The organism is Streptomyces lydicamycinicus, from assembly GCF_000829715.2.
Taxonomy (GTDB): Bacteria; Actinomycetota; Actinomycetes; order Streptomycetales; family Streptomycetaceae; genus Streptomyces; species Streptomyces lydicamycinicus.
Window position 1 is genome coordinate 623611 of the sequence record NZ_BBNO01000007.1, and the last position, 13779, is coordinate 637389.

Sequence of the window (13779 nt, forward strand, 5' to 3'; positions counted from 1 at the left end):
GCGACATGTCCCACATCGTGCACAGGAACCTGGTCGACGCCGATATCAACGCCCTGACCGACCGGGCGGCCATGGGGCTGCCGGAAGGCTATGTGGAACCACGGGCCGAGCGCCTGGCGGACTTCCCGCGCCTGGCCGGCCGCCCGGCCGAGCAACTCGCCGCCCTGGTGGAGGATCCGTCCCTCACCCTCGAACGGCGCCTGGCCGCGGGCACCGCACTGGCGCTGACGGGCGACCCGCGGACCCGCTGGGACGCCCCGGTCATGCTGCCCGTCCCCGCGGGCCGGGCGCTCATCGGCACACCCGAGAGCGCGGTCGACGCCCTGCACGCCGACTCCGCCCGGTTCGGTGTGCAGCGGTCCTGGGTGGCGAAGGAGTGCCCACGGCACACGGTCGGGATCGCGGCCTTCCATCTCGCCAAGTACCCGGTCACCAACGAGGAGTTCGCGGTCTTCCTCAAGGACACCGGCCATGCCGGGCTGCCGAGCAACTGGAACTACGGACGCTACGACCCCGCCGCCGCCAACCACCCCGTCTACACGGTCACCGCGGAGGCCGCCGACTGGTACGCGGACTGGCTGAGCCGGCGGACCGGCCGCCGCTTCCGGCTGCCCACCGAGCAGGAGTGGGAGTACGCCGCGGGCGGGCCGGACGGGCTGCGCCACCCCTGGGGCGACGCCTGGGACGCCGCCGCGGCCAACACGCTGGAGACGGGCCTGCTCATGAGCAGCCCGGTCGGAGCGTTCCCCGGCGGCCGGTCGTGGTGCGGGGCCCTGGACCTGGCCGGCAACGTCGAGGAGTACACCAGCAGCACCTACGAGCCCTACCCGGGAGGGGAAGTGGTGCGGGATGACCTGTATCTGCGGCTCGGTGCTTACCGCATCGCCCGGGGCGGGGCCTTCAACCGGTTCCGGGACCTCGCCCGGTGCCAGCGCCGGCACGGCCCCTACCCGCGCTCGCTGTACGCGATGGGGTTCCGGCTGGCCGAGGACGTCCCGATGACCGAGGAGGGCTGACAAGCGGTGCGTATCCTGCATGTCCACTGGACCGGATCACCGGTCACCGGCGGCGTGGAGACCCATCTGCGGGCGGTCGTCGGCCAGCTCGGCGCCCTGCCGTGCGAGGTCCGTGCCGTCGTCGGCACCCCGCGGTCACCGGACTGCGACTACGACGCGGCCCTCGACATCGAGGTCCCCTTCGCCCCGGACGGTGCCGCCGCGCTCACCGAGCGGTGTCTGAGCGCGGACGTCGTGCACTGGCACAACCCGCAGTGGCACAAACCCGAGGTCGTGACCGCCCTCGTGGCGCGGCTGCGGGACCGCCGCTGGCCCGGCCGCTTCGTCTTCGATCTGCACAACATCGACGAACGGCCGGAGCGGTGGGAGTTCCTCGCCGCGCTCCCCGGCCCGCTCGCCGTGCACTCCGACTTCGTGGCCGGCGAGGTCCGGCGCAGACTGCCCGCGGCCGAGGTCATCACCCTGCCCCTGGCGCTGCCGTTGTGCGAGGCCCCCTTCCGGCTCCCCGGCGGAGCGGGCGGCACCACCGTGCTGCAACCCACCCGGATGACCCGGTGGAAGGGCTCCCACCTGAGCCTGGAGGCGTCCCTGACGCTGCTGGACGAGGGCGCCGATCTGCACTTCGTGCACGCGGGAACCCAGCACCTCATCTGGCCGCCCGGCATCCCCGACACCCTGCTGGAACGGGCCGGGGTCTGGCAGGAGAAGGGGCGGGTGCACTTCACCCACTACCGGCCCGAGCAGAGCTGGGCCGCGATCCGCGCGAGCGATATCGTCATCCACCCGACCATCGACCGCGGCGCCCACGGTGAGCCGTTCTCGCTGTCCGTCGCCCAGGCCGTCATCTGCGGCCGCCGCATCATCGCCAGCGACTCGGGCAACCTGCCGCTGCTGCTGGCCGATTACTCGGCCGCCACCCTCGTCCCCGCCGGCGATGTCCGGGCCCTGACCGAGGCGCTCCGGGAAGCGGTGGACCGGCCGGCCGTCGCACCGACCACCGCCGACCGCGCCCTGGCCCAGCACCTCCGGGACGGCTTCGCCACCGCCGGACGGCACCACCTGGCCTTCTACCGGACCCTTGCCGGCCCCACGTGACGGACCGTTCGCCCGCACCCCGTCCGGCGCCATGCCCCGCCGACCCACCGTACTTTCCCCGCCCCACCCACCAGGGAGCCCCGCATGCCCACCCCCATCATCCTGGACTGCGACCCCGGCCACGACGACGCGATGGCCATCCTGCTCGCCGTCGGCGACCCCCGCGTGGAGCTGAAGGCCGTCACCACCAGCGCGGGCAACCAGACCGTGGCGAAGACCGCGCTCAACGCGCGGCGGATGTGCGCCCTCGCCAAGGCCTTTGACGTCCCCGTCGCCGCCGGATACCCCAAGCCGCTCACCGGCATGCTGCTGATCGGCGACGATGTGCACGGCGAAACCGGCCTGGACGGCTGGGACTTCCCCGAACCTGAGGTGCCGCTGCACTCCGCGCACGCCGTGGACCTGATCCACGGCATCCTGTCCGACAGCCCCGAACCCGTCACCCTGGTGGTCACCGGGCCGCAGACGAATATCGCCGGACTCCTCGCCCTGCACCCGGAGGACAAGGCGAAGATCAAGGAGATCGTCTGCATGGGAGGGGCCACCCACCGGGGCAACACCCTGCCCTACTCCGAGTACAACATCCTGGTCGACCCCGAGGCCGCCCACGAGGTACTCGCCACCGGCGTCCCCCTCACCTACTGCGGCCTCAACGTCACCCACCAGGCCCCGGTCACCCGCGAGGTGCTGGACCGGATCCTCGCTGTCGGCACCCACATCAGCGAGGTCTCCGCGGCACTCCTCGCCTTCCGTTCCCGCACCTACGACCAGATCTGGGATCTGCCGGACGCGCCGCTGCACGACCCCGTGGCCATCGCCCGGGTGCTCGACCCGAGCCTGGTGGACTGCGTCGAGGCCCCCGTCTCGATCGAATTGCGTGGCGAGTTCACCCGTGGCGCGACCGTCATCGACCTCTACGGTGTGACGGGGAGAGCCCCCAATGCCCTGGTGGCGACGCATCTGGACACCGAGCGGTTCTGGGACGTGTTCCTGAAGGCGCTCGCCGCCCTGGGCTGATCTGTTGACCTACGGAGGCCGACCGACCGTGCCCGCTTCTCCCGTACCGACTCCGGGTGCCCGCTTACTCACGGCATTGGCCGGGGCGCAGCTGCTGGTGGCGCTCGACTTCTCCATCATCTACGTCGCGCTCCCCGACATCGGGGGAAGCCTGCACTTCTCCGCGGTCGCGCTCCAGTGGATCGTCAGTGCCTACGCCATCTTCTTCGCCGGATTCCTGCTGCTGGGCGGGCAGTTGGCCGATGTCTTCGGACCCGGCCGGGTCTTCCTCACCGCCCAGCTGCTCTTCGCCGCGTCCTCGGTCGGTGCCGCGCTCTCGTCGTCCGCCGCCCCCCTGATCGCGGCGCGCGTCGGGCAGGGGGTGGCGGCCGCCCTGCTGGTGCCGGCGACGCTGGGGCTGCTCAGTTCCGCCTACCCGTCGGGGCCGGAACGGGACCGGGCGGTGAGCGTGTGGGGCACCACGGGCGCGGTCGGGCTCGCCCTCGGTGTCACGGCCGGGGGAGGCATCCTCGAAGTGGCCTCCTGGCAGTGGATCTTCTGGATCAACCTCCCCATCGTGGCGGTCTGTCTGCTCGCCGCCGGACGGGCGGTCCGCTCCACCACCCCTACGGAGCGGGCCCCGCTCGCCACCGCGGCCACCCTCTCCGCCTGTGCCGCGGTCGTCGCCGTCGTGCTGGCCTGCACCGAACTCTCCCGCGCCCACCCCTCGCTGCCCGTCGTCGCCGCCGCGCTGGTGGTGGCGGTGCTTGCCGGCGGTGTCCTCGTCCGCAGCCGGCGCCGGCCGCTGGTGCCCCGCGCCCTGCTGGGCGTACGGGCACTCCAAGTGGCCTGTCTGGTCGCGGCGTTGTACATGGCGAGCTTCGGCGCCGAGTTCTACCTCGTCACGCTGTACCTCCAGGACGTACGGGGCTACAGCGCGCTCGCCGCGGGCATGGCCTTCCTGCCGCTGGCCGGGACCATCGTGGTGGGCAACACGGTCGCCGGACGGCTGGCGGGCCGTCTGCCGCTGGGGCGGCTGCTGTCCCTCGCCTACCTCACCGGAGCGGCCGGACTGGTGGTGCTCGCGCTGGCCGTCGGCACCCGGGGCGGATACGCGGCGGCCATCCTGCCGGGGCTGCTGTTCAGCGGCTTCGGTCAGGGCATGGCGTTCACCGGAATGTTCATCACGGGCACCCGCGACCTCCCGCCGGAGAGCAACGGCACCGGGAGCGCCCTGGTCACCACGGCGCAGTACCTCGGTGGCTCCCTCGGCCTGGCGCTGCTGGTGCTCCTCCACGGGGAGCATCCGGTGGCCGAGGACTTCGTGTGGACCTTCTGCGCCACCGCGGTCATCGCCGCGGCCGCCGCGCCGGCCGCGCTCCTCCGTCTTCCGCGTACCGGGCCCACGCCCGCCCCCGTCCCCTCGCACGACCCCTCTTTCGAGCCACGGACCGGAGGTCATCGATGAACACCGCTCGCTTGTTCGACAGGCCCGGACTCCCGCCGGACGCCCGGCGTACGGTGGACGACTTCGAGAAGGAACACGACACCTACTTCAGCCACTTGGTCCACTTCGGCCCGGAACTGCTGGACGCGCTGCACACCCCGGGACCCCTGCCGGAGAACGTCGAAGTCGCGTCCGCCGTCCGCCCCGACGTGACCGAGCGGATGGCCACCGTCACCGCCGTAGCCAACCTCCCCCACCAGCAGGACGCCGACCGCACCCGCTACCTCCAGGCGCTGCTCGACATCTACGGCATGCTGCCCGTCCCGCCGGCCCGTCGCGCCTCCGCATGGGGAACGACCGTCATAGCGCCGGAACGCGAAGGCCGCATCCTCGCCGAACGACTCGGAGTCATGCCCCAGCGCCAGGGCTGGACGCCCCAGGCCAAGCGCATGCCGGTGGGCGGCGGACTGCTCGTCGGGGTGGACGAATGGCTGCCCTCGCAGGCCGACCGGCTGGTGATCATCGACGGTGTGGTGGCCAGCGGGGTGACCCTCATGGCCCTCATGCAGCTGACGGTCCGGCCCGGTGCCGACGTCGAGATCTTCACCTGCCACTCCACCCAGCAGGGCGCACTCGCCCTGGCGCGCTACGCCGAGCAGCTCCAGGTGTCGCTGACCCTCCACGTCGGACAGGTGTCGGGCGCGCTGAACGGGAAGTTCTACGCTGTGCGGCCGGACGCCCCCGAGCAGCTCGTGCTGGGCGATGTCGGGGACACCATCAGCCCGGTGGCGCCCGCCTCCCCGCCCCGGGGGACCCCGGCATGACCACGCCGGAATGCCCGGGGCGCGGCCCGGAACTGCTCCGGCGCCACTCCACGGCCGGGCCCGGAGCCGTCGACCGCTACTTCTCCCTGAGCGCGCGCGGCTCGACCTGGCGCCGCGAGATCGTCGCCGGGATATCGACGTTCCTGGCGCTCTCCTACATCGTGGTCGTCAACCCGGCCGTGCTCGCCCAGGGAGGCATCCCGCACACCGCCGCCTTCTTCGCGACGGCGGCGGTCGGCGGCCTCGCCACCATGGCCATGGGGCTGTGGGCCCGGCTCCCGTTCGCGGTGGCACCGGGCATGGAGATGAACGCGATGGTGGCCTTCTCCGTGGTCGGCACCCTCGCCTACACCTGGCCCCAGGCACTGGGCATGGTGTTCTGGTCCGGCGTGGCGATGCTGGCGGTGTCGCTGCTGCGGCTGCGCGCGGCGGTGATCAACGCCATCCCGCCGGAGCTGCGTTCGGCCCTCGCCGCCGCGGTCGGCGCGTTCATCGGCCTGGTGGGGCTACAGATCGCGCACCTGGTCCGCACCTCCGACGGGCGGCTGTCCGGCCTGGGCGACTGGACGGGGCCACCCGCCGTGGCGCTGTACCTCGGCCTCGCGGTCGCCCTGGTCCTGGACCGGCTCGGCGCGCGGGCCGCGGCCGTCCTCGGCGGCATCGCGGCCGCCGCGCTGTACTGCGCCGTCGCGGGCCTGCGCGCCGGCGCGGTCCACGACGGCTTCCACGGAAGCGGCGCGGCGCTCTTCCGCTTCGACCTCACCGTCCTAGCCGATCCCCGGGCGTGGAGCGTCATTCTGGTGCTGTTCGCACTCGACTTCTTCGGCAGCATCGCGAAAGCGGTGGGCCTCTCGGCGCACACCCCGTTGCAGGACGACCAGGGGCGGGTACCCGGGATGCGCGAGGCGCTGCTGGTCGACGCCGGGGCCACGGTCGCCGGGTCCGCCGTGGGATCGTCCAGCTTCGTGGCGTTCGTGGAGAGCGCGGTCGGGATCCGGGCCGGTGCCCGGACCGGGATCGCGGCGGTCGTCACCGGACTGCTCCTGCTCTCCTGCCTGTTCCTCGGCCCGGTCCTGGTCCATGTCCCGGTGGAGGCCACCACGGGCGCCCTGGTCTTCGTGGCGGTCAAGATGCTGACCACCCGCCCGCCGGGCGGCACCGACCGCCTGGGCGTGGCCGTCACGGTGACCGCCGTGGCCGTCACCGTCGCCACCCTCGCGATCGACCAGGCGATGGCCGCGGCCTTCGTGGTGAGCGTGGCCGCGAGCGTCATCGGCCGCCGGCGGTCGCATCCCGCGCTATGGGTGACGACGTTATTGCTCATGGCCGGCGTCGTTCTGCAATACCTCCACCGCTGAACGGCGCGTCCATCACCCCCTCCAAGGAGCCCGCCATGCCGCACGACGACGACAATGAGACCCCCCTGCTCGCCGATGCCGTCCGGCAGCCCGACGGCACCCCCGAACGGCTGCGCCGCCAGATCGAGTTCATCATCGAGGCCGACCGGCTCAAGAACGTCTTCCGGCGCAGTCCGCTGCTGAGCGCGGACCGCAGGGAGAACGACGCCGAGCACTCGTGGCACCTCGCGCTGATGACCCTGGTGCTCACGGAGTACGCGGACGAACCCGTCGACGCCGGCAAGGTGCTCGCCCTGGTCGTCGTGCACGACCTGGTGGAGATCTACGCCGGAGACACCTTCCTGTACGACACCGCGGCCGCCGCGGACCAGGAGGAAAGGGAGCAGCGGGCGGCGGACAAGCTCTTCGCGCTGCTGCCCGATGACCAGCGGGAACACTTCCGCGCCCTGTGGGACGAGTTCGAGGCCCGGGTCACCCCCGAGGCGCGTTTCGCCAAGGCCATGGACCGGCTCCAGCCGCTGCTGCTCAACTACGGCAATCGCGGCGGGACCTGGCGCACACCGGGCGTCACGGAGGAGGACGTACTCGCCCGCAAGTCCGTGATCAAGGACGCCTCCGCGGACCTCTGGCGCTACGCCCAGGACCTGATCCACACCGGGGCCGCCAACGGCTGGGTCCCCCGCGCCGACTCCCGTTCCTGACCCTCACCGGTGCGCGCGGCCGGGACCGGCCCGGCGGCCGCAGCGCCTCAGCGTCCGTACGTCCGATGACACAGCCGCAGCAGATCTCCCCGGACCCGGCCGGCCGCCATCCGGCACACCACGCCGGGATCGATCGTCGAGCGGGGCCGCGGCGGCCGCCGGTGCGCGCGCGGCGCCGCCACATGATGCCGCTTCCTCGGCACCGCGCGGACCGGCACCGGACGCGGCCTCGACGCCACCGAACGAGCGGGCCGCGGCACCGGCCGTCCCACGGGCCGCCGTTCCGCTCGGTGCCCCGGCGCGGCGTGCCGCGGGGCCGCGTGCCCCTTCCGTGACGCCGCGGGCCGCTTCGCCTTCCGCCGTGCGGACGCCACGTCCACCAGCCGCTCCCGCGCCGACCCCTGGGTGGGCAGCACCAGCGGCGAGGGCCGGGCCGGAGCGACCGTGCGTCCGCCCGACGCGGGACCGGGGTCGTGCGGGGAGCCGTCGGCGGGAAGGGACACACAGCCACCGACCGCGAGGAGAACGGCCGTCGCTGCGACGAGGCGAAGGAGGAGAGGGCGCACGCCTTCACGGTGTCGGAGGCCCGTGAGCTGTCCAAACGACGCGCCGGGCGGCCACGCGGACGAAGGACACATACGAACTCCCGTGGCAGTCCCGAGCCGGCGCGGGCGGCGCGCCCATGAGGAGGGGTCAGCCCAGCCCTCGACGTCGGGCTCGCTCACATGGGCAGCGATCGCAGCCGCACCGGTCCCACCGGCCACCGCGCCCCCTCGCGCAGCGGCACCCACATGGTCCGCAGCGGCATGATCGCGGTGGTGTCCTCGGGCTGCTCGACCTCCACCTCCTCATGGAGCTGCTGCCAGCCGAACCGCTCGTACAGGGGGAGGAGATGCGGCATGCAGAAGAGGAGGCCGTACTCCGGTCCCCTCTTGCGGGCGTGCTCCAGGGCGGCGGTCATGACGATCCGCACCAGCCCCTGTCCTCGCAGGTCGGGCGCGACGATCACGCCTCCGACGCCGACCGCCCGGGTCTCCACGGCGCCGATCGACAGTGGAACCGTCACCAGACCGGTGTGCGCCACGAGACGGCCGTCCCGTTCGATGCCGAAGTGCTCCTCCTTGGCCCGCCAGGTCAGCCCGGTCCAGGAGACCCCGAAAGCGTCCTCACCGTCCCCGGCGATGTCGCTCAGTTCGGTCCGCGTGAACCGCGTCAGCCGGACCACGGCCGGCGACGCGGAAGGCAGGTTCGCTGTCATTCCTCGATCTTGCTGCCCTCCGCGACCGTTGGCAATGCTGCTGCTCCTGCGTCACCGGCCAGTGGTCACCCGTCGAACTCTCCCGTGCCGTAGGGACGTTGCCGCCACCGCGCCCACCTGCGGTTGGGCCACGTGCGTGCATGCGGCCCGGCCGTCCCGCATGCACGCCCCCCCCATGAGCACCGAACCTGTGCCTCGGGGCGTGGCTGGCCTACAGCCCGAGGTCGGGGCCGAAGACCTCGTAGTGGATCGCCGCGGACGGTACGCCGGAGTCCAGCAGCTGGGCCCGTACCGCCTTCATGAAGGGCACCGGCCCGCACAGATACGCGGTGGTCCCGGCCGGAATGGCGAGCCGCGTCAGATCCATCAGCCCGGTGTGCACGGTGACCGCGTCCACCGCGCCGCCTGTCTCCCGCCCCGCGCCCTCCTCCTCGACTCCGGCCCCCTCCTCGTACCAGAGTTCCGCCGTCGCGTCGGCGAGCTTGCCGGTGAGCCGGCGCAGATCCGTACGGAACGGGTGCGTGGCGGGGGAGCGGTCGGCGTGCGCGGTGATGATCCGGCGCCGGGAGCCGGTGGCGGCGAGGTGCGCGAGCATGCCGACCATCGGGGTACAGCCGATGCCCGCCGAGGCGAAGAGCAGGGGCCCGTCGCCGTCGTCGGACAGCACCACATCGCCGAACGGCGGGCTCACGTACAGGGTCTCCCCGCCGTGCACCTGCGTGTGCAGATACCCCGACACTTCGCCCGCAGGGGCGCCGGACGGGCCGCCCGCCACCACCCGCTTCACGGAGATCTGCAGCCCGCCGTCCGGCTGCCCGGACAGGCTGTACTGACGTATCTGCCGTGCGCCGTCCGGGAGTTGGACCCGTACGGAGACGTACTGGCCGGGCCGGGACGCCGGTACGGGCGCGCCGTCGGCGGGCCGCAGGAGGAAGGTGGCCACCTCGTCGGTCTCCTGCACTCGGCCGGCCACCCGGTAGGGGCGCCACCCCGCGCCGTCCCGCACACCCGCCTCCCGCACGAGCCGCTTCTCGACGGCGATCAGGGCATGGGCCATCAGCCAGTACACCTCGTCCCAGGCCCGTACCACGTCGTCGGTCACCGCCTCACCCAGCACCTCGGCGATGGCCGCGAAGAGGTGCTCCCGCACGACCGGGTACTGGTCCTCACGCACCCCGAGGGAGGCGTGCTTGTGCGCGATCCGCGCGAGCAGGGCGTCCGGCCGGCTGTCCGGGTGGTCGAGGAGATGGCGCGCGAAGGTGGCGATGGACCCGGCGAGCGCCTGCCGCTGACTGCCGTTGGCCTGGTTGCCGCGGTTGAAGAGGTCGCGCAACAACTCGGGGTGGGCGGCGAAGAGCTTCTCGTAGAAGAGCGTCGTGATCTCGTCGAGGGCTCCGCTCACGGCGGGGAGGGTGGCACGTACGGTCTCGGCGGACTTCGGCGACAGCATCGGTAACTCCGGACTCTCGAAGGTGGGGGAGAGGAAAACTCGCATCTTGGATGCGTATTTCCAGTCGTGAAAAGCGGGGCGCGCGGGGTGGGTTGGCCTGAGCAGGCTTCCCGAGGTGGGCCCGGTCGGCCGGGCGGCGCGGCTCAGTCCGTGGGTGGCGCGGGCGTCAGGCTGAGCAGCAGCGGGCCGGTCGGCGATTCGACCAGGTCGGCGACGGAGAGCGGATCGAGCGAGGCGTAGAATGCTTCCTGTGCCGCCCGCAGCGCGCCGCGCAGCCGGCAGCCGCCGCGCAGCGGACACGGCGGATCGTCCTCGCACCCCACGACGTCATCGGTCCCCTCCAGCTCACGCACCAGCCGCCCGAGCGACCCCGTACGCCCCGCCGTCGTCAGCGCCAGCCCGCCACCTCGCCCGCGCCGCGCTTCGACGGCGCCGAGATGCTGGAGCTTGCTGACCACCTTGGCCGCATGGGTGTACGGCACCTGGACGGCGCTCGCCACCTCCCGGGTGGTGGGCGCGTCGCCTGCGTCCCCGAGCACCGCCAGGCGCATGGCGATGCGGAGGGCGATGTCGGTGCTTTTGGTGAGTCGCACAGCGGCACTCTATAGAAGTTGCATCCAAGATGCCAATTAAGGGCTCGGGGAAGGGTGAGTGGATCCCTGGGGGCTCACCGGGGAGTCAGGGGGCGGTGAACCCGGCGGGACCGGATCAGGCCGCGAGGCGGTGCACGAGCCCGAGAAGCTGGGGCAGTTCCAGCACACGGTCACCGAAGCCCGGCAGCGGAACGTGCAAGCGCGTGGTCCAGCGGGTGGGGATCACGTCCAGCCCGTAGTAGGCGCCCGCGAGACCACCGGTGACCGCGGCGACGGTGTCCGTGTCACCACCGAGGTCGACCGCCGCCCGGAGCGCTTCCTCGAAGCTGGCGGTGGTGCGCAGGGCCCACACGGCGGAGCCCAGGCACGGCCACACGGCCCCGTTGAACTCGGTGGCCCGGTCGGGGTGCCAGTCGGGCGCGAGGACCGTGGCATACCGCGGGCGGTGGTCGGGGTGGACGAGCGTCAGGATCTCGGGGAGAGCGGCGAGGGGATCGCCGCCTTCCAGCGTGACCCGGACGAGTTCGTGGAAGAGGGCGGTGCCTTCCCAGGCCGCCGGGTCGCCATGGGTGAGTGCGGCGATGGCGCGGGCGGCGTCCATGGTGGCCCGCTGTCCGTCGCGGGCGAAGTAGACCGCGGAGGTGGCGGCCCGCATCAGGGACCCGTTGCCCGCGGCTCGTTGACTGACCTGGAAGTGCCGGGCCGCTGCCGTCTCCCAGGAGCCACCGTTGGTCAGAACCTCTTCGGTCTGTAGGCCGATGTCCTTGGGCGCGCCGGAGGCCCACCGCTGGAAGCGGCGGAAGATGTCCGGCAGGTCCAGCCCCTCGCGCTCCAGCAGCGACTCGGCGACCAGGACGGCCATCTGTGTGTCGTCCGTCGCCTCACCGGGATCCCAGCCGCCGCCACCGCACATCTCCTCGGCGGCGCCGGACGCCGGAAACCGCGCGGAGAACGCGCCTGCCGGCCCGAACTCGAAGGGCGCGCCCAGAGCGTCGCCCACCGCCGAGCCGATGACCGCGCCGGCCGTCTGCTCCGTCCACCGCTTCCCCTGTATTCCGTTCACCGCCTCAGGCTAGCGACGGGCCGGGGACCGACCCGCCCCGGGGCGTCGAGAGCCGCGCCCCGCGCCCCTCAGTGCCCGCCGGCGGCCTGTTGCTGGAGGTAGGCGGCGACATCGGCCACGTCGTTGGCGATGGTCAGGAGGCCGGTGATGTCGGCGGTGGGGGTGGCGGCGCCGTTCACTCCGGCGAAGAAGACATCGAAGTGGCCCTTACGGGTCTCCAGATAGCCCGCTGTGGTTTCGGCGCCCACGGCCAGCCGGTCGTTGAGGAGGTCGCCGCCCGCCGCGGTGCCGGTCTTGGCGAAGACCTTGCCCCGTGACGGGCAGCTGCGGCAGGAATCCGCCAGCGTGCCGTCGACGCCGAGGACCGGCAGCGAGGTGCGGAAGCGCCGCGCCTCGGGGGTGCGCTGCCAGTACGTCAGGATCTGCGCCATGGCGCGCGGGGTGGTGCGGTCGGCGGGGTTGCCGCCGCGGCCGTCGGCGAGTTGTACGGCCTTGCGGTCCACCTGGGCACGCTCCAGGAACGTGGCGAGGACGGGGAAACCGTCGTCGCAGTGGGTGCTTCCCGTGCTGGTGGCCATCAGGCAGATCCCCAGGTTCGCCCCGAGGTTGTGGCTCACCTTGAGGATGAGCTTGGCGTACTGGGCGTACACGGGGGAGGTGTAGCGGGCCACGGTGGGGGCGCCCTGATAGGAGCGCGGCAGCCGGCGGACGGGGTTGGGGCCGACGGGCTTCGCGCGGACCTCGACGCCGGCCCGCTGTAGTGCCTCGATCAGTGCGGTGCGGCCGAAGGCGTTCGGGTCCTTGACGGCGGACACCCGGAGGACGGGGGCCGAGTCGGCGGCGATGGTGCCGGACAGCTGGATGCGGGTGCCGTCGGGGGAACTGCTCACGTTGATGTCGGAGGGCTTGCCCGCCGCGACCGTGCGGACGGAGGACGTGACGTGGTACGGCGCGACCTTCGGGCGCCACTCCAGCCCGGCGGGGGTGCCGGCCTGGCTGCCGGGGGTGCTGAGCAGGTCGATGACGTTGTCATTGATGATCAGCGGGGTGGGGACCGGATCGAGGCCGGGGTCCGGCTTGAACAGCCGCGCGTCGATGACCACATCGCCGTCGACCCGGCGGATCCCCGCCTGCCGTACCTGCCGGGCCAGCTGGTCGATACCGGCCAGCGGGTTCTCCGGGGTGAGGGTGGCTCCCGGGACGTCGTTGGCGTAGGTGTGGTCGATGCTGGTGAACGCGACCGTGCCGTCCTTGCGTGTTCTGCCGCCGAGGGTCAGATCGCCCTGCGCCACCAGGTCCAGATCGCCCTTCAGCGTCGCGTTCCGGCGCTGTCCGACGGCGTGGACCGGCGTGACGAAGCGGTGGTCGCCGCCCAGCGTGTGCCAGGTCCCGCTGACGCTGAACAGCTTGGCAGCCGAACCGGGGATGAAGAACTGGTCGGCGTAGCGGGAGTGGGTCACCTTGCCGGTCCGCGGGTCCTGTTGGAACAGGCCCCACTGGGCATGCCGGTAGTCCGGCTTCCGCATGACCGCGGCGATCCGCGGATCGAGCGCGCGGGGCGTGGTGGACGGCGCCGCCTGGACCAGGCCGGTGATGACGACGCCGACGGCCAGCAGCACGCACAGGGTGCCGGCGAGGCGTCGCCGGGCCGACCGCGAGGGGACGGAGGGGGACATACAGACTCCACCAATGGTGTTGTTCTGCCGCATATCTGCCGATATGCCCGCCCTGACAGTACTGCCCACCGCCGTCGCGAGACCGCGGCACGTCGGCCGGGGTCCCCCGGACGCCCCAGCGCCCAGGTCATGACGGCAGGGGCGGGAGGCCGTCGGCGCCGAGCCCCACGGCCTACGACAGCGGGGAGGGCGGCGGCGCGCGCACCGCGAGTGCTGCGGTGCGGGGCGAGCTGTGGTGGTGCTGGTGCCACCCCGCGAACGGGCACCAGGGTGATCGACCGGGGACCGGCGGGACGCCGAGG

General features: G+C 72.6%; 12 protein-coding genes. 7 read left to right on the forward strand and 5 right to left on the reverse strand.

Annotation, left to right across the window (positions count from 1 at the left end):
• Positions 1-5 precede the first annotated feature (5 nt).
• The 7 genes from TU31_RS25265 (at position 6) to TU31_RS25295 (ending at position 7437) form a co-directional block, all read left to right on the forward strand.
• A complete protein-coding gene (locus TU31_RS25265; RefSeq protein WP_042158491.1) occupies positions 6-1016 on the forward strand; it encodes a formylglycine-generating enzyme family protein in 1011 nt (336 codons plus the stop codon).
• 6 nt (positions 1017-1022) lie between these two features.
• Entirely contained in the window at positions 1023-2111 is a 1089-nt protein-coding gene (locus TU31_RS25270) for a glycosyltransferase family 4 protein (RefSeq protein WP_042158493.1), read from the forward strand.
• An 84-nt stretch (positions 2112-2195) separates the two neighbouring features.
• Positions 2196-3128, forward strand: coding sequence for a nucleoside hydrolase (locus TU31_RS25275; protein ID WP_042158494.1), 933 nt, complete (start codon positions 2196-2198; stop codon positions 3126-3128).
• Positions 3129-3204: 76 nt separating this feature from the next.
• Positions 3205-4575: an MFS transporter gene (locus tag TU31_RS25280; RefSeq protein WP_052719042.1), complete on the forward strand. Its 1371-nt coding sequence runs from the start codon at positions 3205-3207 to the stop codon at positions 4573-4575.
• A complete protein-coding gene (locus TU31_RS38760; RefSeq protein WP_042158496.1) occupies positions 4572-5378 on the forward strand; it encodes a hypothetical protein in 807 nt (268 codons plus the stop codon). The genes TU31_RS25280 and TU31_RS38760 overlap by 4 nt, the downstream gene beginning before the upstream one ends.
• The gene (locus TU31_RS25290) at positions 5375-6736 is read left to right on the forward strand and encodes an NCS2 family permease (RefSeq protein WP_042158498.1); all 1362 of its coding nucleotides are present in this window, start codon (positions 5375-5377) and stop codon (positions 6734-6736) included. Before TU31_RS38760 ends, TU31_RS25290 begins: the two co-directional genes overlap by 4 nt.
• 35 nt (positions 6737-6771) lie before the next feature.
• Positions 6772-7437, forward strand: a complete 666-nt coding sequence (locus TU31_RS25295; protein WP_042158500.1) for an HD domain-containing protein — start codon at positions 6772-6774, stop codon at positions 7435-7437.
• Positions 7438-8158: 721 nt separating this feature from the next.
• Here TU31_RS25295 and TU31_RS25300 read toward each other — a convergent pair.
• The 5 genes from TU31_RS25300 to dacB form a co-directional block, all read right to left on the reverse strand.
• The gene (locus TU31_RS25300; protein WP_042158502.1) at positions 8159-8695 is read right to left on the reverse strand and encodes a GNAT family N-acetyltransferase; all 537 of its coding nucleotides are present in this window, start codon (positions 8693-8695) and stop codon (positions 8159-8161) included.
• A gap of 211 nt (positions 8696-8906) precedes the next feature.
• Positions 8907-10145, reverse strand: coding sequence for a globin domain-containing protein (locus TU31_RS25305; RefSeq protein WP_042158504.1), 1239 nt, complete (start codon positions 10143-10145; stop codon positions 8907-8909).
• Positions 10146-10288: 143 nt separating this feature from the next.
• Positions 10289-10738 (reverse strand): RrF2 family transcriptional regulator, encoded by a 450-nt coding sequence (locus tag TU31_RS25310; RefSeq protein WP_042158505.1) that lies wholly within the window; start codon positions 10736-10738, stop codon positions 10289-10291.
• Between the two features lie 115 nt (positions 10739-10853).
• Positions 10854-11801 carry an ADP-ribosylglycohydrolase family protein gene (locus tag TU31_RS25315; protein ID WP_245698697.1) on the reverse strand — a complete coding sequence of 316 codons (948 nt, stop codon included), beginning with the start codon at positions 11799-11801 and terminating at the stop codon, positions 10854-10856.
• A gap of 68 nt (positions 11802-11869) precedes the next feature.
• On the reverse strand, positions 11870-13477 hold the full coding sequence (gene dacB / locus TU31_RS25320) for a D-alanyl-D-alanine carboxypeptidase/D-alanyl-D-alanine endopeptidase (protein WP_042158507.1): 1608 nt from the start codon (positions 13475-13477) through the stop codon (positions 11870-11872).
• Between the last annotated feature and the right edge of the window lie 302 nt (positions 13478-13779).